General features: G+C 68.1%; 16 protein-coding genes, 1 tRNA gene, 3 pseudogenes and 1 riboswitch. Of the genes and pseudogenes, 14 read left to right on the top strand and 6 right to left on the bottom strand.

Features of this window, described 5'->3' with window-relative positions; genetic code table 11:
* Positions 1 to 18: 18 nt before the first annotated feature.
* Both HWW87_RS11300 and HWW87_RS11305 read right to left on the bottom strand, forming a co-directional pair.
* On the bottom strand, positions 19 to 711 hold the full coding sequence (locus HWW87_RS11300) for a DUF2968 domain-containing protein (RefSeq protein ID WP_174387663.1): 693 nt from the start codon (positions 709 to 711) through the stop codon (positions 19 to 21).
* Positions 712 to 826: 115 nt separating this feature from the next.
* Positions 827 to 2,017, bottom strand: a complete 1,191-nt coding sequence (locus HWW87_RS11305; protein ID WP_175820318.1) for a type 1 glutamine amidotransferase — start codon at positions 2,015 to 2,017, stop codon at positions 827 to 829.
* A gap of 278 nt (positions 2,018 to 2,295) precedes the next feature.
* On the opposite strand from HWW87_RS11305, the gene HWW87_RS11310 reads away from it, so the two are divergent.
* The 7 genes from HWW87_RS11310 (at position 2,296) to HWW87_RS11340 (ending at position 10,343) form a co-directional block, all read left to right on the top strand.
* Positions 2,296 to 2,976: a GntR family transcriptional regulator gene (locus tag HWW87_RS11310; protein WP_175820319.1), complete on the top strand. Its 681-nt coding sequence runs from the start codon at positions 2,296 to 2,298 to the stop codon at positions 2,974 to 2,976.
* Positions 2,977 to 2,982: 6 nt separating this feature from the next.
* On the top strand, positions 2,983 to 4,359 hold the full coding sequence (locus tag HWW87_RS11315; protein ID WP_175820320.1) for an amidase: 1,377 nt from the start codon (positions 2,983 to 2,985) through the stop codon (positions 4,357 to 4,359).
* A 148-nt stretch (positions 4,360 to 4,507) separates the two neighbouring features.
* Complete coding sequence (locus HWW87_RS11320) at positions 4,508 to 5,020, top strand: disulfide bond formation protein B (protein ID WP_174433069.1); 513 nt, start codon at positions 4,508 to 4,510, stop codon at positions 5,018 to 5,020.
* Positions 5,021 to 5,642: 622 nt separating this feature from the next.
* Positions 5,643 to 6,647: a xanthine dehydrogenase accessory protein XdhC gene (gene xdhC, locus HWW87_RS11325; protein WP_175820321.1), complete on the top strand. Its 1,005-nt coding sequence runs from the start codon at positions 5,643 to 5,645 to the stop codon at positions 6,645 to 6,647.
* 18 nt (positions 6,648 to 6,665) lie between these two features.
* Positions 6,666 to 7,691: an adenosine deaminase gene (locus HWW87_RS11330; RefSeq protein WP_175820322.1), complete on the top strand. Its 1,026-nt coding sequence runs from the start codon at positions 6,666 to 6,668 to the stop codon at positions 7,689 to 7,691.
* Positions 7,692 to 8,107: 416 nt separating this feature from the next.
* Positions 8,108 to 9,427, top strand: a complete 1,320-nt coding sequence (gene guaD, locus HWW87_RS11335) for a guanine deaminase (protein WP_175820323.1) — start codon at positions 8,108 to 8,110, stop codon at positions 9,425 to 9,427.
* Between the two features lie 127 nt (positions 9,428 to 9,554).
* Positions 9,555 to 9,729: riboswitch (yybP-ykoY riboswitch) on the top strand.
* A 41-nt stretch (positions 9,730 to 9,770) separates the two neighbouring features.
* On the top strand, positions 9,771 to 10,343 hold the full coding sequence (locus tag HWW87_RS11340; protein ID WP_011544859.1) for a TMEM165/GDT1 family protein: 573 nt from the start codon (positions 9,771 to 9,773) through the stop codon (positions 10,341 to 10,343).
* 54 nt (positions 10,344 to 10,397) lie between these two features.
* Here HWW87_RS11340 and HWW87_RS11345 read toward each other — a convergent pair whose 3' ends face one another.
* Positions 10,398 to 11,099: a DUF4136 domain-containing protein gene (locus tag HWW87_RS11345; protein ID WP_175820324.1), complete on the bottom strand. Its 702-nt coding sequence runs from the start codon at positions 11,097 to 11,099 to the stop codon at positions 10,398 to 10,400.
* 187 nt (positions 11,100 to 11,286) lie between these two features.
* Here HWW87_RS11345 and pepN point away from each other — a divergent pair, with 187 nt between their 5' ends.
* The 5 genes and pseudogenes from pepN to HWW87_RS11365 all read left to right on the top strand — a co-directional run bounded on the left by pepN (position 11,287) and on the right by HWW87_RS11365 (position 16,743).
* Positions 11,287 to 13,980 carry an aminopeptidase N gene (gene pepN, locus HWW87_RS11350; protein WP_175820325.1) on the top strand — a complete coding sequence of 898 codons (2,694 nt, stop codon included), beginning with the start codon at positions 11,287 to 11,289 and terminating at the stop codon, positions 13,978 to 13,980.
* A 283-nt stretch (positions 13,981 to 14,263) separates the two neighbouring features.
* The gene (locus tag HWW87_RS11355; RefSeq protein ID WP_175820326.1) at positions 14,264 to 15,277 is read left to right on the top strand and encodes a class 1 fructose-bisphosphatase; all 1,014 of its coding nucleotides are present in this window, start codon (positions 14,264 to 14,266) and stop codon (positions 15,275 to 15,277) included.
* A 208-nt stretch (positions 15,278 to 15,485) separates the two neighbouring features.
* A tRNA-Thr gene (locus HWW87_RS11360) sits at positions 15,486 to 15,561 on the top strand.
* Positions 15,562 to 16,009: 448 nt separating this feature from the next.
* A pseudogene (locus tag HWW87_RS37105) lies at positions 16,010 to 16,226 on the top strand (hypothetical protein).
* A gap of 262 nt (positions 16,227 to 16,488) precedes the next feature.
* Positions 16,489 to 16,743 (top strand): GlsB/YeaQ/YmgE family stress response membrane protein, encoded by a 255-nt coding sequence (locus tag HWW87_RS11365; protein WP_006476609.1) that lies wholly within the window; start codon positions 16,489 to 16,491, stop codon positions 16,741 to 16,743.
* A 79-nt stretch (positions 16,744 to 16,822) separates the two neighbouring features.
* Here the strand turns inward: HWW87_RS11365 and HWW87_RS11370 are convergent.
* The 3 genes and pseudogenes from HWW87_RS11370 to HWW87_RS11380 form a co-directional block, all read right to left on the bottom strand.
* Positions 16,823 to 16,960, bottom strand: a pseudogene (locus HWW87_RS11370) (TlpA family protein disulfide reductase); the annotation flags it as partial.
* 11 nt (positions 16,961 to 16,971) lie between these two features.
* Positions 16,972 to 19,351, bottom strand: a pseudogene (locus tag HWW87_RS11375) (TonB-dependent receptor).
* 128 nt (positions 19,352 to 19,479) lie between these two features.
* On the bottom strand, positions 19,480 to 19,869 hold the full coding sequence (locus tag HWW87_RS11380) for a DUF2946 domain-containing protein (RefSeq protein WP_175820327.1): 390 nt from the start codon (positions 19,867 to 19,869) through the stop codon (positions 19,480 to 19,482).
* A gap of 239 nt (positions 19,870 to 20,108) precedes the next feature.
* Here HWW87_RS11380 and HWW87_RS11385 point away from each other — a divergent pair, with 239 nt between their 5' ends.
* Together HWW87_RS11385 and HWW87_RS11390 are read left to right on the top strand one after the other, a co-directional pair.
* On the top strand, positions 20,109 to 20,213 hold the full coding sequence (locus tag HWW87_RS11385; protein ID WP_162499609.1) for a chorismate mutase: 105 nt from the start codon (positions 20,109 to 20,111) through the stop codon (positions 20,211 to 20,213).
* A 223-nt stretch (positions 20,214 to 20,436) separates the two neighbouring features.
* Entirely contained in the window at positions 20,437 to 21,030 is a 594-nt protein-coding gene (locus HWW87_RS11390) for a chorismate mutase (RefSeq protein WP_175820328.1), read from the top strand.
* Positions 21,031 to 21,047 lie beyond the last annotated feature (17 nt).

Here is a 21,047-nt window from a genome sequence, read left to right on the forward strand (position 1 = left end):
CGTCCGTTCGACGAATCGTTACTTGTGCGCGGGCAGCCCCGTCTCGGTCTGCTTCTCGAGTTGCCGCACCTGCTCCTGCAGATCGCGCAACTGCAACTGCGCAGCCCGCTTCTCGACCTGCAGCGCCTGTGCCTGCTCCTGCGCCGACTTCTGCCGCTGCGCCACTTCGACCTGCTGGCTGCGCGCGACGCTCAAGTCGGCCTGCAACTGCTGCGCACGATTCGCCTGCAGCGCGATCACGCGTTCGAGAAATGCCTTCTGCGCCTGCAGCTCGGTCCGGCGAATCTCGACATCGGCGAGCTGCGCGGTCTGCTGGACGAAGTTCGCGTACACCATCTCCGCGCGATTCTTTTCCTGCGAACGGATCACGCGCCACAGATTCTTGTCCTGGAACAGCGCGACGTAGTACGTCATCTCGCGCGGATCGAACATCAGGCTCGCGCCGTAGCTGCCGTTGTACGTTGTGCGCATCTCGACGATCCGGCCGTCGTGCAGCATCTGCGTCAGCTCGGCGACGTTGCCTTGCGCAACGGCGTCCGTCGCGGCCGATGCCGCCGGCGACGCGCCGCCGCTCAGGCTCGTGACCGCCGGACGCGTACCGGCGGCGGGTGCGGTCGCATCGGCGGACCAGGCCGTGCCCGCTTGCGCGCAGGCAACCAGTGCAACGATCCACGTTGCGCATCGTGCAGGGGAAAAGTTTCGGAAAGCCAACGTCAGACTCCGGCGAACGAATCGGAACTCGCGATTATCGTTCAAAACGAAACGGCCGCATCTCGAATTTATCGGGATGCGGCCGGCCTTCGTGCGACGCGAAAAATACGGTGTGCTACAGACGCGTTTCGCGCGCCGCGCGCAGGAACGCATCGAGCAGCGGCGTGCAGTCGAGCAGTTCCGAGCCGCCCGCGCGATGGAACTCCGGATGCCATTGCACGCCGACGACGAACGGCGAACGCCGATGGCGAATGCCTTCGATGATCCCGTCGCCGGCCGACACGGCCTCGATGTTCAGATCGCGGCCGAGATCGCGGATCGCCTGGTGGTGTATCGAGTTGACGATCGCCTCGCTGCGCCCCGGGAACATGCTCGCGAGCGTCGACGAGTCGGGGAAGCGGATCGCGTGACGATGCTGGTCGTAATGCTCGCTCACGTGCGCATTCGCGGTCGGCACGTCGGTGGCGATGTCCTGGTACAGCGAGCCGCCGAACGCGACGTTGATCAGCTGGCAGCCGCGACACACGCCGAGCACGGGTTTGCCGGACTCGACGAATTCGTGCAGCAGTTCGAGCTCGTACATGTCGCGCACGCGATCGCCCGGCCATTCGGGACGCGCATCCGACGCCGCGTAGGTCTGCGGCGACACGTCGGCGCCGCCTTGCAGCAGCAGGCCGTCGAGATGCTTCGCGTAATCGCGCAGGCGGATGTTGCTCGGATGGATCATGCCTTGATGGCCGACGGTCGGAATCATGAACACGAGCACGTCGCGCGACATCACCCAGTGGGCGATCGATTCCTCGAGATACTGCAGCGTCTTGCCGCGCAGCCCCTTCGCGCCCGGCTCCGGATGGAAGATCCGCGCCGACACGCCGATGCGCAGCGTGCGCTGGGTGATGCGCTGGCCGGCGCGGTCGAACAGCCGTCGCGCGCGGGCCGCGACGATCCGGCCGAACACCGACCACGGCGTGTCGCTCTGCTTCAGGTAGGCCGGCGGCGCATTCTGCGCGTTCGCGGGCGGCGGCCGAGGCGTGTCGAAATCGGGCGGCGCGCCGAATCCGGGCGGCGGCGCGCCTGGCTTCGGCGGCGCGGCCGAGGCGGCACCATTACCGACGGCGGCCGCCGCGCCGGGCGCACCCGGCTCGGATGCAGCCGTGACGGGCGACGCGCCGTCATCGGCGACATTCTCCGCGACGGCCTGCGTGGCCGGCGCATCGGGCGTTTTCGCCGAATTGGGACGGTGAGAATCGGAAGAAGCGGAAGAGGTGCCGGGCAGACCGGCCGGGGAAGGCGTGTTTTCGCTCATGACGATGGTCTGATGCGTCGCTCGCGCGTAGGGATAGACGAGGATTCATTATGCTTCAGTGCACGATCGCGCGGCAAACCTGCAACATCCTGTCGATATTGTTGCAAGTCGGTGGCAAGTCGCGCCGAGGAGCGCTTCCGCTCGCGCACGGGACCGCCGCCTCGCATTGCCCGTGCTGGACAGCAGTGATATATCACAATAATATCCAGAGATCGCCCACGCCTCCCAAACATCCGCGCCATGATCGCGCCCCTTCCGGCCCCGGTGCCGCGACCCGCATGAGTACCCTGACCGACGTCACCCGCGACCGCCCGGGCGCTTCAGCGGCCAGCCTCGCCGACCGCGCGTACGCGCTGATCCAGCGCGACATCATCACGATGCGCCTGAAGCCGGGCGCCGCGCTCAACGAAGCCGACCTCGTCGCACGCACGGGGATCGGCCGCACGCCGGTGCACCAGGCCGTGCATCGGCTCGTGCTCGAAGGGTTGCTGTCCGTGATGCCGCGCAAGGGCTTGATGGTGCAGCCGCTGTCGCTCGACGACATCGTCGCGGTGATCGACGTGCGGCGCATCAACGAAGCGCACTGCGCCGAGCTCGCCGCGCGCCATGCGACGCCGGACGATCTCGCGCACCTCGCCGCGCTGCTCGACGACGGGCAGGCCTGCGTCGATACGCACGACGTCGAGGGCATGATGGAGCTCGACCGCGCGTTTCACCAGGCGATCGCCGCGGCCGCGCGCAATGCGGTGCTCGCCGACATCCTGCGCGCGCTGCACGAGCGCTCGCTGCGCTTCTGGTTCGTCACGCTGTCCGAACCGCACCATCTCGCCGACGTCCAGCACGAGCATCGCGCGCTGTTCGACCGGCTGTCCGCACGCGACGCCGCCGGCGCGCGCGCAGCCGTCGAAAGCCATATCGATTCGTTCCGCTCCACGCTTCTTCAACATCTTCGCCCCTGAGCCGCCATGACCACTTTCACGCCCTTCCCCCCGCTCGCCCAGCTCGCCGCCGACCTCGCCGCCGGCCGGACCACGAGCCGCGCGCTCGTCGACACCGCGCTCGACCGGATCGCCGATCCGTCGGGCCAGGGCGCCGTCGTCTTCACCGAAGTCGATGCCGATAACGCACGCGCGGCCGCCGACGCACACGACCGGCTGCGCGCCGCGGGCACCGTGCTGTCGCCGCTCGCGGGCATTCCCGTGTCGGTCAAGGACCTGTTCGACGTCGCGGGCCAGGTCACGCGCGCGGGTTCGCGGGTACTCGACGGCGCGCCGGTCGCGCGCACCGATGCGGTCGCGGTCGCGCGGCTCAAGCGCGCGGGCGCGGTGCTGGTCGGCCGCACCAACATGAGCGAGTTCGCGTTCTCGGGGCTCGGGCTGAATCCGCACTTCGGCAACCCGCGCTCGCCGTACCACCGCGACGTGCCGGGCGATGCGCGGATTTCGGGCGGCTCGTCGTCGGGTGCGGCCGCATCGGTCGCCGACGGGATGGCTGCCGTCGCGCTCGGCACCGACACCGGCGGCTCGATCCGGATTCCGGCCGCGCTGTGCGGGCTGACGGGCTTCAAGCCGACCGCGAGCCGGATCCCGACGCAAGGCGGCGTGCCGCTGTCGACGACGCTCGACTCGTTCGGCCCGATCGGCCTGACGGTCGCGTGCTGCGCGCTCGTCGACCGGATGCTCGCGGGGCTCGAGCCGCACGTGCCGGCCGCCCGGCCGCTCGAAGGCGTGCGGCTCGGCGTGCTGACGAACTACGTGATGGACGGCGTCGATGCCGACGTCGCGGCCGCGCTCGACACCGCGCTCAAGCATCTCGAAGCCGCCGGCGCGATCGTCACCGAAGTGCGCTTCCCCGCGCTCGACCGGCTGCCGGAGATCAACCGTTTCGGCTTCTCGCCGATCGAGGCGTATGCATGGCATCGCCCGCTGCTCGCCACGCATCGCGACCAGTACGACCCGCGCGTGCTGACGCGGATCCTGAAGGGCGAACCCGCAAGCGCAGCGGACTATCTCGACCTGCTCGCCGCGCGCGCCGCGATGCTCGACGAAGCCGCGCACACGGTCTGGTCGCGTTTCGATGCGCTCGTCGCGCCGACGGTGCCGATCGTGCCGCCGCGCATCGCCGAACTCGAAACGGACGACGACGCGTTCACGCGCACCAACGCGCTGATCCTGCGCAACCCGAGCGCGTTCAACTTCCTCGATGCGTGCGGGCTGTCGCTGCCGTGCCATCCGCGCGACGCGGCGCCGGTCGGCCTGATGCTCGCAGCGGCGCCGCATCGCGACGACGCGCTGCTGGCGATCGGCCAGTCGGTCGAGGCCGTGCTGAACACGATCCGCTGACCGCGCCAGCCGAGGGCATGCCGATCGTCGGCGGCCCCGCGCGCGGTGCGGCAGGCTGCCGCAAGCGCGCCGTCAGTTTCGTGCCAGATCATTCGCGCTAAAATCGCGCGATTGTTTTCCGGACCGACCGACGAGGAACCCCGCCGACATGAACGACTACACGCTTGCACTACGCCGCGAACGCCGCCTGCTGATGCTGCTCGGATGGGTGTGCATCGCCCTGCTGGCCGGCGCGCTGTACCTGCAGTACGTGAAGAACGAAGACCCGTGCCCGCTGTGCATCATCCAGCGCTACTTCTTCTGCGCGATCGGGATCTTCGCGTTCCTGGCCGCCGGGATCCGCAACTGGCGCGGCGTCTGGGTGCTGGAACTGCTGATCGCGATCGCCGCGGCCGGCGGCGTCGGCACGGCCGCGCGGCACCTGTCGATCCAGATGAATCCGGGCTTCAGCTGTGGCTTCGACACGCTGCAGCCGATCGTCGACAGCCTGCCGCCCGCGCAATGGTTCCCCGGCATGTTCAAGGTCGCCGGGCTGTGCGAGACCGTCTACCCGCCGATCTTCGGCATCCTGCTGCCCGGCTGGGCGCTGATCGGCTTCGCCGCGATCCTGATCGCGGTCGTCGCGAGCCTCTGGCGCCATCGCCGCAAGCTCGCAGGCTGACCGGCCGGCCGCGTTGCCGGCCCATGGCCTGCGCGGCCCGACCGAATGGGCCGCGCGCCGCGGGTCGTCACCCAGCTGCAGCCGACGCCTGCGCCGGCCCTGCCCGGCCGCCGCGCGTAAACACCTACCCCGCCGCCGCCCGGATTGCCGGGCCCGCGCGCGTCGCGCGATCGCCGCGCCCCCGCCCCGTCACGCGTGCGTTTCGGCCCGATGCGCATGCATCGGCGCCCCGATCCCACGCGGCGGGCCTATGATCGACATGATCGCCGCCTGATAGCCCGGATCACCGCCCGGCCATGTTCCCGCCGCGTGGCGGTGCTATCTTCGGGACTGGATGGCGATCTACGTGCGCGAGGCCAGGCGGTCTCACCGCTCCCTGCGTAACGCGCGCCCGATCCGCAATGTCGACTGGATTCATCATGACAACGCAAACCATCCGCATCCGTCACCCTCATAGCGTCCGCGCGTCCGGCGGCGCCGTTCGCGCACGCCGTCAGTTCGCGGCCGCCGCACGGCATCAGCCGTGCAGCCGGCCTGCCCCGCTCCCGTCCGTCCTCGTTGCCGCCGCGCCCGCCAGCCCGCGCCGCGTGTCGTGCCGCGTCGTCCCGAACGGAGCGTGCTGATGGAAGCCTGGCTCGGCGATCTGCAGCAACTGCTCGCGCACGGCGAAGCGGCCGTGCTCGTGACGGTCGCGCACACCGACGGCTCCGCGCCGCGCGAAGCCGGCACCAAGATGCTCGTCACGCGCGACACGGCCCGCCATACGATCGGCGGCGGTCATCTGGAATGGAAGGCGATCGAGATCGCGCGGCACCTGCTGAAGGACGGCGCGCACGTGCCGCACGCACGCCGGCTCGAGCGGCTCGCGCTCGGCCCGAGCCTCGGCCAGTGCTGCGGCGGCGCCGTGGTGCTCGCGTTCGAGCGGCTCGACGTCGGCGATCTCGGCTGGATCATGTCGCTCGCGAAGCGCGTGGCGGCCGGCGCCGCGACCGTGCGTAGCGTATCATTCGGCCCCGCGCCGGGCGCGCCGCTGTTGAGCGAGCCCGAATCGGAAGCCGCGCGCGCCGACTGCCTGCTGTGGGAAACCGGCGGCGTATCGCTGATGACCGAAACGATCGCGCCGTATGCGTTCCCCGTCATGCTGTTCGGCGCCGGGCACATCGGCACCGCGCTCGTGAAGGTGCTGGCGACGCTGCCGTGCCGCGTGCGCTGGATCGACGGGCCCGATGCGGTGTTCCCGCCGGCCGACGCGCTCGCCGGCATCGGCAACCTCGCGATCGACGCGGCCGCTGCCCCGGCGGACGCGGTCGACGCGGCGCCGCCGCAGTCCTACTTCGTCGTGATGACGCACGACCACGCACTCGATTTCATGCTGGCCGAGCGCATCCTGCGACGCGGCGACTATGCGTACTTCGGGATGACCGGCTCGCACACGAAACGCGTGCAGTTCGATCACCGGCTCGCCGCGATCGGCATCGACCCGGCCCAGGTCGCGCGGATGCGCTGCCCGATCGGCGTCGAAGGCATCATCGACAAGGCGCCCGAAGTGATCGCGATCTCGGTGGCCGCGCAATTGCTGCAGGCCGTCGAGGCGAATACGTCCGCGCAGGCTTCCCCTACTTACTGACCGACCAAGAACGACGCTATGACCCCGACATTCAAGGACAAGATTGCCCGCGCGCCGAAAGCGGAGCTGCACATCCATATCGAGGGCTCGCTCGAGCCCGAACTGATTTTCGCGCTCGCGCAGCGCAACGGCGTGAAGCTCTCCTACGATTCGATCGATGCGCTGCGCGCCGCGTACGCGTTCACCGACCTGCAATCGTTCCTCGACATCTACTACGCCGGCGCGAGCGTGCTGCTCACCGAGCAGGATTTCTACGACATGACGGCCGCGTACTGCGAACGCGCGCTCGCCGACAACGTCGTCCACACCGAACTGTTCTTCGACCCGCAGACGCACACCGAGCGCGGCGTGCCGATCGACACGGTCGTCGCGGGCATCGAGCGCGCACTCGCCGATGCCGAGCAGCGCGGGCTGTCGAGCAAGCTGATCCTGTGCTTCCTGCGCCACCTGTCCGAAGAGGACGCGCTCGCGACGTTCGAATCCGCGTTGCCGCTGTTCGAACGCTATCGTCATCGCCTGATCGGCGTCGGCCTCGATTCGTCCGAGCTCGGCCATCCGCCGACGAAGTTTGCACGCGTGTTCGAGAAGGCGCGCGCGCTTGGGCTGAAGCTCGTCGCGCACGCGGGCGAGGAAGGCCCGCCCGCCTATATCTACGAAGCGCTCGACGTGCTGAAGGTCGACCGGATCGACCACGGCGTGCGCAGCATCGAGGATGCGGCGCTCGTCGAACGCCTCGCGAAAACGCGCACGGCGCTCACCGTCTGCCCGCTGTCGAACCTGAAGCTGTGCGTGTTCGACGACATGGCGAAGCACACGCTGAAGGCGCTGCTCGACCGCGGCGTGGCGGTAACGATCAACTCCGATGATCCGGCCTATTTCGGCGGCTACGTCAATGAAAACTACTTCGCGACGGCCGAAGGGCTGCAACTCACGGATGCCGAAGTCCATGCGGTGATCCGCAACGGCTTCGAGGCGTCGTTCATCGAACCGGCACAGCGCGACGCACTGTACGCGCGCCTCGACGCGTACTGGCAGGCCGCGTGACGGCCCGCATCGAGGCACGCTAGACAGATGAGACACGGCAACGGCATCCGCTTCGCGATCACCGGTTCGGCCTGGCGCCGAGCCGGCCGCCTGCGTGCATGCGGAGCGACGGCGCAGCTCGTCGTCGCTCGCACGCGCGGGCCGTCGCGGCTTGCCGTGCCGTTCGGCGTCGTACCGGTTGCGGGCGTACCGGCTGCGGGCGCACCGGTTGCAGGCGTACCGGCTGCGGGCGCAACGGCCGCGAGGTGCGCGGGCAACCACGCGCGGGCGGCTTCGGCCGCCACGCTCGCCCGCGCCGTCGCCCCTGGCCGTGCCGCACGCCGCGTGCCGCCGCCGCTCGCGACGCACCGTCCCGCCGCCGTGCGGCGTCGCTCGCTTTCTTCTGTTCGCCTTACCTTGATGCAGGACCCTTCGTCATGACGCAAACCGCTTTCCGTTCCCAACTGCTGACCTTCAACGGCGACCCGGCGCAATCGAGCCAGGCCGCGAACTACGAGACCGACGGGCTCCTGATCGTCGACGACGGCAAGGTCGTCGCGGCCGGCCCGTATGCGCCGCTCGCCGCGACGCTCGCGCGCGATGCGGTGGTCCACGACCTGCGCGACAAGCTGATCGTGCCCGGCTTCATCGACACGCACATCCACTATCCGCAGACGGACATGATCGCGTCGCCGGCGCCGGGCCTGCTGCCGTGGCTCGACAAGTACACGTTCCCGACCGAGCGCCAGTTCGGCGACCCCGAGCATGCGCGCGAAGTCGCCGACTTCTTCGTCGACGAACTGCTCGCGTGCGGCACGACGAGCGCGCTCGTCTACTGCACGGTGCACAAGCAGTCGGCCGATGCGCTGTTCGCGGCGAGCGACGCACGCGACCTGCGAATGATCGCGGGCAAGGTGCTGATGGACCGCAATTGCCCCGACTTCCTGCGCGACACCGCGCAGTCGGGCTATGACGACAGCGCCGAGCTGATCGACCGCTGGCACGGCAAGGGCCGCCAGATGTACGCGCTCACGCCGCGCTTCGCGCCGACGTCGACCGAGGCGCAGCTCGAGGCATGCGGCGAACTCGCGCGCCGCCATCCGGACGTGTTCGTGCAAAGCCACGTCGCGGAAAACGTCGACGAGGTGAAATGGGTGGCCGAGCTGTTCCCCGGCCACCGCAGCTATCTCGACATCTACGACCGTTACGGGCTGCTGCGTCCGCGCGCGGTGTACGGCCACTGCATCCACCTCGACGACGAGGATCGCCGCCGGATGGCCGAGACGCGCACCGTCGTCGCGCACTGCCCGACGTCGAACTTCTTCCTCGGCAGCGGGCTGTTCGATTTCGACAAGGCCGGCGAATACGACGTGCCCGTCACGCTCGCGACCGACGTCGGCGGCGGCACGTCGTTCTCGATGCTGCAGACGATGAACGAGGCGCACAAGGTTGCGCGGCTGTCGGGCCACCACCTGACCGCCACGCGGATGTTCTGGCTCGCGACGGCCGGCGCCGCGCAGGCGCTCGACCTCGCGGACACGATCGGCACGCTCGCGCCGCGCACCGAAGCCGACTTCGTCGTGCTCGATCCGCAGGCGACGCCGCTGCTCGCGCGCCGCACGAAGCGCGCGGATTCGCTCGAGGAACTGCTGTTCGCGTTCGCGCTGCTCGGCGACGATCGCGCGGTGTACCGCACCTATGCGGCCGGCGAACTCGTGCACGAGCGCGGCGCCGCGCGCCGCCCCGCGGCCGCGTAACGTCCGCAGGTGCCCCGTTCCGGCAGCGCGGCAGCTTCGCCGCCGTGCATGCCGGCAATCGAAGCCGCTCCGGCGCGCCGCACGGCGGCCCGGCCGCTTTCCGGCGTGCAACCCGCCGTGCTAGAATTCGCCGCTCATTGGGGAGTAGCCGCTCCGCTCGATGTCCCGCGCCACCGGCGCGCATCGTGACGGAGGCGTCCGTCAACAGACTTGGCCGTTCGGCCATGGCGGACGCAGCCACGTTGGCCTGGCGAGACCGATGGTTCACAGTGCGCCGCATCAGGGCCCGGCGCGCCGTGGATCGTCGCTCGCACGCACAACAACGGCCTGTGGAACCCCATCCGTGTCTCAAGCCTTCCTGATCTCCACCGGCGCCGTCGCTCTCGCTGAAATCGGCGACAAGACCCAACTGCTTTCCCTCGTTCTGGCCGCGCGCTATCGCAAGCCGGTGCCGATCATTCTCGGCGTGCTCGTCGCGACGCTCGTCAATCACGGATTCGCCGGCGCGCTCGGCGAATGGCTAGGCGTGCTCGTCACGCCGTCGATCATGCGCTGGGCACTCGCGTTCTCGTTCATCGCGATGGGGCTGTGGATCCTGGTGCCGGACAAGCTCGACGAGGACGAAGCCAATGCGACCCGCTCGCGGCTCGGCGTGTTCGGCGCGACGCTCGTCGCGTTCTTCCTCGCGGAAATGGGCGACAAGACGCAGATCGCGACCGTCGCGCTGGCCGCGCGCTTCCAGGATTACATCGGCGTCGTGGCCGGCACGACCTTCGGAATGATGCTCGCGAACGTGCCGGCGATCCTGCTCGGCGACCGCTTCGCGCACCGTCTGCCGACGAAGCTCGTGCACGGAATCGCGGCCGTGCTGTTCGTCGTGCTCGGCGCGCTGGCGCTGCTGGGTATCGGGGTCTGACGAAAAGGCAGGTGGCCGGCGCGGCCGGGCGGCCGCGCCAGGATGGATGCAGCGTTACTTCGCGACGGCCGCGCCCGAGGCGGGCGCCGGCGGCACCGCGCGCTCGTTGGCGGCCGGCGCCGCCGGCCCGCCGCGCTTGTCGACCGGCAGCCGGACCGAGCGGACTGCCCCGTTCGACAACGGGAAATCGGCGAGCGCGCTACGCGCGAGGAACGGCATCGCATACAACAGCGTGCCGTTGTCGCCGGTCGTACGCGCGGACACGTTGTAGACCTCCTTGCCCGTCGCGCGCTCGGTGATGCGGATGCCGAGCACGTAGTCGAACACCTGGTACGTCTGCGCGACATAGCCGGCCGGCATCGGCCCCCAGGGACCCCACGGGCCCCACGGCCCGCGCCGCCAGTATGGCCCCGGCCCGACGAACCAGGGATCGTAGTAGACGGGCTGCGGCACCGTCACGAGATCGCTGCCCACTGAATAGGTCAGCCCGACGAGATAGCGTGCCTGCGACGGCGGCACCTGCCGGAACGCATACGCGGACAGCTCGTTCGCGACGATCGGCTCGTAGGTCGACTGCTCGATGCTGTTCTTCTGCGCATCCGTGCGCGTGAACGCATAGGTGCGTGTCGCGTCGCTGCCGCTCCAGTCGGAGAAGGCCGTGACCTGGGTGGTCACGTAGCTGGTGCAGCCGGTCAGCAACGCGACGCACAGCGCCGCCGCCCAGCCCGCACCGCGAAAAATCCATTCGCGTTTCATGTTGATCCTCGTCGATCCGTCACCCGTTCGTCGCCCCGCGCGAACCACAACGGGATGCCGATAATACGCGGACTCCCGAAAGCGGTAAAAAGTTCGCCCGACACGCAGCCGCCAGCCTTTGTACAATGGCCCGGTTCGCCTGGCCCGCGCGACGGGCCCGTCCCCCACTCCACCGATCTCGACGACCATGTCCGACAACGCTTCCTCCACCGTGATCCGCCGCGCCGACTACACGCCGCCGGCCTTCCTCATCGATTCCGTCGCACTCGAATTCGATCTCGCGCCGGCCCGCACGATCGTCAGGAACACGATGCGCGTGCGCCGCAATCCGGATGCCGCGCCCGCGCCGCACCTGGAGCTGATGGGCGAAGCGCTCGAATTCGTCGGCGCGCAGCTCGACGGCGCATCGTACGGCGCGGTGCGCGCGCACGAGCACGGGTTGACCGTCGAAAACGTGCCCGATGCGTTCGAGCTTACGCTCGACAGCGCCTGCGCGCCGGACCAGAACACGACGCTGTCGGGCCTGTACGTATCGAGCGGCAACTTCTTCACGCAGTGCGAAGCCGAAGGCTTTCGCCGCATCACCTACTTCCTCGACCGCCCCGACGTGATGGCGTCGTACACCGTCACGCTGCGTGCCGACAAGGCCGCGTATCCGGTGCTGCTGTCGAACGGCAACCTCGTCGATTCGGGCGACCTGCCCGACGGCCGCCACTTCGCGAAGTGGGAAGACCCGTTCCGCAAGCCGAGCTACCTGTTCGCGCTGGTCGCGGGCACCCTCGTCGCGATCGAGGAAACGATCACGACCGGCTCCGGCAAGGAAAAGCTGCTGCAGGTGTGGGTCGAACCGGCCGACCTCGACAAGACGCGTCACGCGATGGATTCGCTGATCCACTCGATCCGCTGGGACGAAAAGCGCTTCGGCCTCGAGCTCGATCTCGACCGCTTCATGATCGTCGCGGTCGGCGACTTCAACATGGGCGCGATGGAAAACAAGGGGCTCAACATCTTCAACACGAAGTACGTGCTGGCGAACCCCGAGACCGCGACCGACACCGATTTCGCGAACATCGAGTCGGTGGTCGGCCACGAGTACTTCCACAACTGGACCGGCAACCGCGTGACCTGCCGCGACTGGTTCCAGTTGAGCCTGAAGGAAGGTCTGACCGTGTTCCGCGACCAGGAATTCTCGGCCGACATGGCCGCAGGCGACGACGTAGAATCGGCGGCCCGCGCGGTGAAGCGCATCGAGGACGTGCGCGTGCTGCGCCAGCTGCAGTTCGCCGAGGACGCCGGCCCGATGGCGCACCCGGTGCGCCCGGAGAGCTACGTCGAGATCAACAACTTCTACACGATGACGGTCTACGAGAAAGGCTCGGAAGTCGTGCGGATGTACCAGACGCTGTTCGGCCGCGACGGCTTCCGCAAGGGGATGGACCTCTACTTCAAGCGCCACGACGGCCACGCGGTGACCTGCGACGACTTCCGCCACGCGATGGCCGACGCGAACGGGCGCGACCTCGCGCAGTTCGAGCGCTGGTACAGCCAGGCCGGCACGCCGCGCGTGTCGGTGCGCACCGCGTACGACGCGGCCGCCCGCCGCTATACGGTCACCCTCGCGCAAGGCTACGGCGACGCGTCGCCGGCCGCGCGCGAAACGCAGCAGGGGCCGCTCCTGATCCCGTTCGCGATCGGCCTGATCGGCCGCGACGGCCGCGACCTGCCGCTGCGTCTCGACGGCGAAGCCGCCGCATCGGGCACGACGCGCGTGCTCGATTTCACCGACACCGAGCAGACCTTCACGTTCGTCGACGTGCCGGAAGCGCCGCTGCCGTCGCTGCTGCGCAACTTCTCGTCGCCGGTGATCGTCGAGTACGACTACAGCGACGACGATCTCGCGTTCCTGCTCGCGCACGACAGCGATCCGTTCAACCGCTGGGAAGCCGGCCAGCGCCTCGCAACGCGTGCGCTGCTGACGCTCGCCGCGCGTGCCGCCGCCAACGCGCCGCTCGCGCTCGGCGAGAACTTCGTCGCCGCGTTCCGCCGCGTGCTGACCGATGAAAGCCTGTCGCCGGCATTCCGCGAACTCGCGCTGACGCTGCCGTCGGAAACCTACCTCGCCGACCAGATGGCCGAGGCCGATCCGGCCGCCGTGCATCGCGCCCGCCAGTTCGTGCGCCGCCAGCTCGCGACCGCGCTGCGCGCCGACTGGCTCGCCGCGTACGAGCAGCACCAGACGCCCGGCGCCTACGAGCCGACGCCGGAAGCCTCGGGCCGCCGCGCGCTGAAGAACCTCGCGCTCGCGTATCTTGCCGAACTCGAGGATCCGGCCGATGCCGTGCGCCTCGCCACTGCCCAGTACGACGCGGCGAACAACATGACCGATCGCGCGGCTGCGCTCGGCGCGCTGCTGTCCGCGGCCGCCGCAGGCGCGAGCGGGCCGGCCGAGCATGCGCTCGACGATTTCTACCGTCACTTCGAGAAGGAAGCGCTCGTGATCGACAAGTGGTTCGCGATGCAGGCGGCGCAACGCGGTACGCCCGCGCAGCCGACGCTCGCCAAGGTGCGCAAGCTGCTCGCGCACCCCGCGTTCAACCTGAAGAACCCGAACCGTGCGCGCTCGCTGATCTTCAGCTTCTGCGCGGCCAACCCCGCGCAATTCCACGCGGCGGACGGTTCCGGCTACGCGTTCTGGGCCGAACAGGTGCTCGCGCTCGACGCGATCAACCCGCAGGTCGCGGCACGCCTCGCGCGCTCGCTCGAACTGTGGCGCCGCTTCACGCCGGCGCTGCGCGACCGGATGCGCGAAGCGCTCGAACAGGTCGCCGCCGGCGCGAAATCGCGTGACGTGCGCGAGATCGTCGAGAAGGCGCTCGCGTAAGTCACGCGAGCGGCCCTGCCGCGTCCGCGCGATCGAGCCGGCGCCGCTTCACGCGGCGCCGGCTTTTTTATTGCACGAGCGCGGCTGAAACCACGCGCAATCGCGGGGTCGGACCGCGCAGCCTGCCTGCGCCGCGATGCGCGCCCCGCCCGTCGTCGCCGACCAATACCGGCCCGATTCGGCGGCCCGGCCATGTAACCGGACGAAAAAAGCCGGCGGCACCAGAGGCGCGACGGGTAAAATTGCGGCCATTCAAGGATTCTTTGGCCTTTCGGAGTCTGTCATGTCCATTGCCCGCCGCACCACGCTGTCGAAGTTCCTGATCGAACAGCAACGTGAGACCAACAACCTCCCCGCCGACCTGCGCCTGCTGATCGAAGTCGTCGCCCGCGCGTGCAAGGCGATCAGCTACAACGTGTCGAAGGGCGCGCTCGGCGAGGCGCTCGGCACTGCCGGCAGCGAGAACGTCCAGGGCGAAGTGCAGAAGAAGCTCGACATCCTGTCGAACGAAATCCTGCTCGACGCGAACGAATGGGGCGGCAACCTCGCCGCGATGGCGTCGGAAGAAATGGAAACGTTCTTCCCGATTCCGGCGAACTACCCGCGCGGCGAATACCTGCTCGTGTTCGATCCGCTCGACGGCTCGTCGAACATCGACGTGAACGTGTCGATCGGCACGATCTTCTCGGTGCTGCGCTGCCCGGACGGCAAGCAGGCGACCGAGGAATCGTTCCTGCAGCCCGGCACCGAGCAGGTCGCGGCCGGCTACGCCGTCTACGGCCCGCAGACGGTGTTCGTGCTGACGACCGGCAACGGCGTGAACTGCTTCACGCTCGACCGCGAAGTCGGCTCGTGGGTGCTCACGCAGAGCAACATGCAGATCCCGGCCGACACGCGCGAATACGCGATCAACGCATCGAACGCACGCCACTGGTACGACCCGGTCAAGCGCTACGTCGACGAGCTGAACGCCGGCGAGGACGGCCCGCGCGGCGACAACTTCAACATGCGCTGGATCGCGTCGATGGTGGCCGACGTGCACCGGATCCTGAATCGCGGCGGCATCTTCATGTACCCGGCCGACAAGCGCACGCCCGATCGTCCGGGCAAGCTGCGCCTGATGTACGAGGCGAACCCGATGTCGTTCATCGTCGAACAGGCGGGCGGCGCCGCGACGACCGGCACGCAGCGCATCATGGAAGTGCAGCCGACCGGCCTGCACCAGCGCGTGCCCGTGTTCCTCGGCTCGAAGAACGAAGTCGAGCGCGTGACCGGCTATCACGACGAAGCAAAATAATTGCACTGCAGCACTGGACGGAGGGGCGAGACGCAAGTAAAATCGCGCCTCGCGATGTGGCCCTGACCGGCTGCATCGCAGTGAAGTGAAAGCGGGAAGTCCGCCGGATCGATGGTTTCGCGAAGCAGCAACGGTAGCAAGCTGAAAAAATTTCGCAAAACCTATTGCCAAGATCGCGGATTTCACCATATAATTTCATTTCTCTGCTGCCGGTGTAGCTCAGTTGGTAGAGCAGCGCATTCGTAATGCGAAGGTCGTAGGTTCGACTCCTATCTCCGGCACCAAGACATAAAGGTCTGACAAGCATCGCTTGTCAGACCTTTTCTCTTTTCCGGCGCCGAAATCCTGAAGTCGTTCGACGACGCACTGCCCGATCACGCCATGCACGATCTTCGCGTACGCGTTCGGCAACCGCACGTTGTCCGTTGCCGATCATCGCGGCCCCCGTTATCTGCGCAACCTCGCCGCCCCATCCGCTCGACATTTCCACGCACTCGACGGCCACCTGTCGATCGTATCGACCGCGCATCGCGGTGCTCGGCGGCCATGACGATGATGGTCGGCTGCTCGACCTAGAGACCTAGATGGCGCACGCAACGCCGCCGTCTGTCTCGTGCGTCCCGACCCCGACAGGCACGTGTTCGGCGCTGGCACGCCGACGACATGGCCGCCACGCTCAATCCCCTGCTCCATCCACACAGGTCGATCGAATCCAATCCATCAGGATACCGAATGATGACGGACATCGGATGCGACACGCTCTACATCGGTCTGCGCCACACGATGGATGCCCCGGATCGGCGAGGCGATGCATCGCGCTTCCTCACCCGTTTCGCACTGCTTGACAATCGAAGCAATCGGCGACGCCACGACCGTCGCGCGACTGATCGCCGACGCAGCCGACGGATTGCCCGAGGCTACCCTGCCCGCAACGACGCACGAGCGATGACGTGCCGACCGACGGACTACAGCGGCAGCCAATTCTTACAGATTCATTTCGCCATGCGTCGGGCGCGCACGCATCATGCCGTACGCAGACAAATCCCCTGGAAAATCTGCTTAAGGGTGCATAACATTACTTAACGATCCTGACCCGTCTATCGCGTTACATTGCGTGGGCGGCGCGGTGGCCGCATTCCGCTTTCAACCCGCTAGCGGCGTGCGACAGCCGACGTCCGGTCATTTCGACTCAACCCAAGGAGAGGACCACCATGACTCATGGCTTGATTATGTGGCTCATCATCGGCGCAATCGCCGGCTGGCTTGCCGGCTTGCTCGTGAAGGGCGGCGGCTTCGGGCTGATCGTCGACATCATCGTCGGGATCGTCGGCGCGGTGATCGGCGGCTGGCTTGCCGGGCTGCTCGGCATCAGCATCGGCAGCGGCTTCATCGGCTCGGTGATCGTCGCGGTCATCGGCGCGGTGATCCTGCTGTTCGTGATCCGGCTATTCAGGCGAGCGGCCTGACGTTTCTCTCCACGCGCCTTCGGGCGCGTTTTCGCATCGGGCCGGCGCGCGGCCGGTTCGCCGCGCGCCGCCGGCTCCGTCAGCGCTCCGCGTGCCGCAACCAGCCGTCGAGTACGTCGGCCGTCAGCAATCCGCTGCGCACTTCATGCACACCATCGCGCCCGATCCACGCGGTGCGCGACATCTCCCCTCGCCATCCCGCATCGAGCGCCGCCCGCGGCCACGATTTCAGAGTGCCCATTTCAGTTCTCCATAGAAAGTGCGGCCCGGATACGGGTGGAACACGTAGTAGCGGCGGTCCGTCAGGTTGTCGATGCCGGCCGACGCGGTCCAGTGACGGTCGAAGCGGTAGCGCGCCTTCAGATCGACGACCGTGAACGAGCTCGTGCCGCCGTAGACGTCCGGATTCACGTCGCTGTTGTCGAGCGTGTTGAACTGGCGCCCCGAGTAGCGCACGCCGACGCTCGCGAGCCAGTGCTCGTCGAAACGATACGACGCGAGCAGGTTCGCGCGCATGCGCGGAATGCGCGGGAAACGCGAACCGACGTAGGCCGGGTTCGCGGCATCGGCGAGGATCTGCGCGTTGCTCGCCGATACGTTCGCATCGACGTCGAGCCCGCGCAGCCCGACGTTCTCGCCGCTGAACGCGAGCTCGACGCCGCGTACGCGTACTCGGTCGACGTTCGAGATGTTCGTGACGGTGGTCGCGCCCGACACCGTCGTCTGGCTGTAGATCGAATCGCGCAGGTCGCTCTGGAACACGCTGGCGCGCACGACGCCGACGCCCACGTCGCGCTCGGCCGTGAAATCCCAGTCGATCGCCTTCTCAGGTCGCAGGTTCGGGTTGTTGTTGACGATCGCGTTGTTCGAAATCGTGCCCTGGAACAGCTCGCCAACCGTCGGAAAGCGCATGCCGGTCGCGAACGACAGCCGGAAACGCCAGACCTCCGTCGCGTCCCACTGCAGCGCGACTTTCGGCGACAGCGCATTCGCGCTGCGGTCCGCATAGCCGAGCGTGCCGTTCGCATTGCCGAGCGCGCCGCCGTACGCATCCCAGCGCTCGTAGCGCAGCCCGAGCGTCGCGAGCCAGCCCGGCGCGAAGCGCCACGCGTCCTGCCCGAACAGCGCCTGCGTGCGCGTGTCGCCGCGATAGACGCTCGCGAGCGACGTAGTCGGCCCGGCCAGCCAGTCGGCCGTGTTGTACGTGACGTTGCGCAGGAAGTAATTGTCGTAGTGATAGCCGAACGTGAACGTATGGCCTTTCGCTTCCGGCGCCTCGGCCTTCAGGTCGAGCGTGCGCCAGCCGGTGCCGTCGCCCTGGAACAGCGTGCCCGCCCCGCCCTGCACGGTCGAGGCCGCGCGCAGCACGTCGCGCGACACGTCGTACGCGGACACGACGCCCGACAGCCGCCAGCCGGAATCGAGCCGGCCGTTCAGCCCGAGCGCGTACAGCCAGTTCTCCTGGTCGCCGCGCTGCGGCGCGAACGCGTTCGGCGCGACCGTCATGTTCCGACCGCCGATCGACACGTTGCCGCCGTAGACAGGATTGCCGGCCGCCGGATTGCCCGTCGCATCGCGCAGGAAGGTTTCGCCGTGCTGCCGGTAATGGTTCTCCCAATGCCCGAGCGTCAGCGTCGCATCGACATGATCGGTGAACGCATAGCCCATCCGGACCGTCTCGTTGAGCTGCTCGGTCCGCTCGATCGTCTGCGCGCCGACGATCGTCCGCGGCTTGCCGTTGGGTCCGATGTCGGTCGCGGCACCGGTCACGGGCACGGCCGCGCCCAGTTTCGGGTTGTAGGCCGAATTGGGGCTCGCGTACTGCATTGGCTGGCCGTTGTTCTCCAGCCGGTCGAGCGACAGCGCGAACCAGAACCGGCCGACGCGATTCGCGATCCGCGCGGTCTGGTGATTGCCGCCGAAGCTGTCCGCGAACCCGTAGCCGTCGTGGTAGCGCTGCGTAAAGAACTGCGTCGACAACGACGCCTCGAGTTGTTCCGGGCGGCGCGTGGTGAGCAGCACGGTCGAGCCGATCGCGTTGCCCGGATACAGCGCGGAAAAAGGGGCCATAGAGCACGTCGACGCGCGCGATGTCGTCGGGCGGAATCAGCGACCAGCGCGGCGGGTACGCATAGCTCGACCCGAGCAGGTTCGACAGCAGCACGCCATCCGCGTAGACGAGCCCGCGCGCGCTCTGCAGTTCGTTGAAGTCGCGGCCCGCGAATACGCTGTTGCGGTCGCCGATGTAGCGCTTGCGGACCATCAGGTTCGGCGCGTACTTCAGTGCGTCCTCGGTGGTGACGTTGGTGTGTGCATCGATCTGCTCGCGCGTGATCGACGTGACGACGGCCGGCGTATCCGGGTCGACCGGTTGCCGCTGCGCGGTCACGCTGACGGCGGTCAGCGTATCGCCGGCCGGTGCGGCCGATGCATCGACACCAGCGGCAGTCGGCGCGGCGGTGACGGGACGATCGCCGCCGCTGCTGCGGGTGGCCTCGGCGTGTACATCGTCCGTCGAAGCCGCGTGAGCGGCCGGCCATGCGAAAGCGGCCGCGCAGGCGAGCGCGAGCCGGCCGCGCGACGGCCGCGCGGCAAAGGTAGACGACATGAGTGAGTTCCTGAAAACGTGATCGGACGCCGCCGGCCACGGGTGCGCGAGCCGCGCACGAACGGCGCGACGCGCGGACCGGGGCCGCGGGCGGCTCGCGCGCCACCGGTGCGCGCGGACGACATCAATCAGACCGGAACGTTTTCAGGCGGGGCGCGCGGCTGCGCGAGACGGATGCCCTTGCGGGGCACATCGGGAACGATCGGCGCGGCCACCCGATACGCGAACGTGCGCACGAAACCCGGCATCGCGGGCAGGCTCGTGCCCAGCGCGACGTTCGCCGCGAAGCCGGGGCAGTACACGCAATGCGGGACGCCGGCATGGTCGAACGACGACGTGTCGTGGTCGTCGCCCGCTTGCGCAAGCACGATCTGACGGGCGCCCGCTGCACTGCACAACTCGAGCGTGAGCGTGCCGGAGCCGCTCGACGCGAGACGCGCGTAGCCGACGACGGGCGACAGTACGTTCAGTACCAGCGCCAGCCATACGAGGCCGATCCATCGCGTCGTTCGTCTCATCGCGGTCCAGGAAAAAGTGCGCGCAAGTATAACAAGCGGCCGATTGTTGCCGATTGCGCAGCGTGCAATACCGGGCATCGCACCGCGCGTCCGAGCGCATGTGCCGTTAATACAACAGAGACAAAATCTAACGATTCGCCGCTGGCATAAATCCGAGCGCGAGGTTGATAATCATTGAACCTGCTGGAGAAACGATCATGGACGAAAGACCAACTCGCATGCCACCGCCGGAGCAAGTAATGAGCCCGGATCCGGAACCCGTCGGCGTGGAATTCCTCGCCGAATTGCCCGAGCACGTTCGGGCATTCTTCGACGAGCAGCACAAGCTGTACGCGCCGAAGTGAACGTCAGTTCGGTTCTGTAACCGCCACGTGTCGATCATCGCTATCGTGCGGTTCATTCGTGCGCTTCGCGCGCAATTCGCCTCGCACCCGGGCCGCAACAGCCTGACGGTGCCGGATCAGCTCGCCTGCTGATTCTCCTGTCGCGACGCTACGCCGCGCGACTGTCTTCGTCTATCCTTCTGGTTTTCCACGTCCGGCCCGCCCGGCTCTCCCGATCGTTCCGATGAAGCAAGCCATTCGTGCCAGCCTCGCTGTCGCCGCGCTCGGCGTCGCCCTCCTTTCGTCTCCGCATACCGCCCGTGCAGACGGCGACGACACCGCCCTCACCAATGTCGTCGCACTCGCGTCGCAGCGCCTCGCGCTCGCCGAACCGGTCGCGCGCTGGAAATGGGCGAATCACAAAGCCATCGAGGACCGGCCGCGCGAAGCGGCACTGCTCACCGCAGTCGAAAAACGCGCGGTCCAGGCCGGCATCGATCCTGCATTCGCCCGAACGTTCTTCGAGGACCAGATCACGGCAAGCAAGGACGTGCAGAACGCACTGTTCGCGACCTGGCGCACGACGCGGCCACCGGAAGGCTCGCCGCCCGATCTCGCGACCAGCACGCGCCCGGCACTCGATCGGCTGACGCAGAAAATGCTCGCCGGTCTCGCGCAGGTCGCCCCGCTTCGCGATGCGCCCGATTGCCAGGCGCGGCTCGCGCGCAGCATCGCGAACTGGAAGGCGCTCACGCGCTACGATTCCACGCAGACGCAGGCACTCGATACCGCGCTGTCGCATGTCTGCGCCGCCGGCGGGGCCAGCGCGATCGGCTAACGCGGCGGGCGCGGGTC

Source organism: Burkholderia sp. BCC0419 (genome assembly GCF_902830285.1).
GTDB lineage: Bacteria > Pseudomonadota > Gammaproteobacteria > Burkholderiales > Burkholderiaceae > Burkholderia.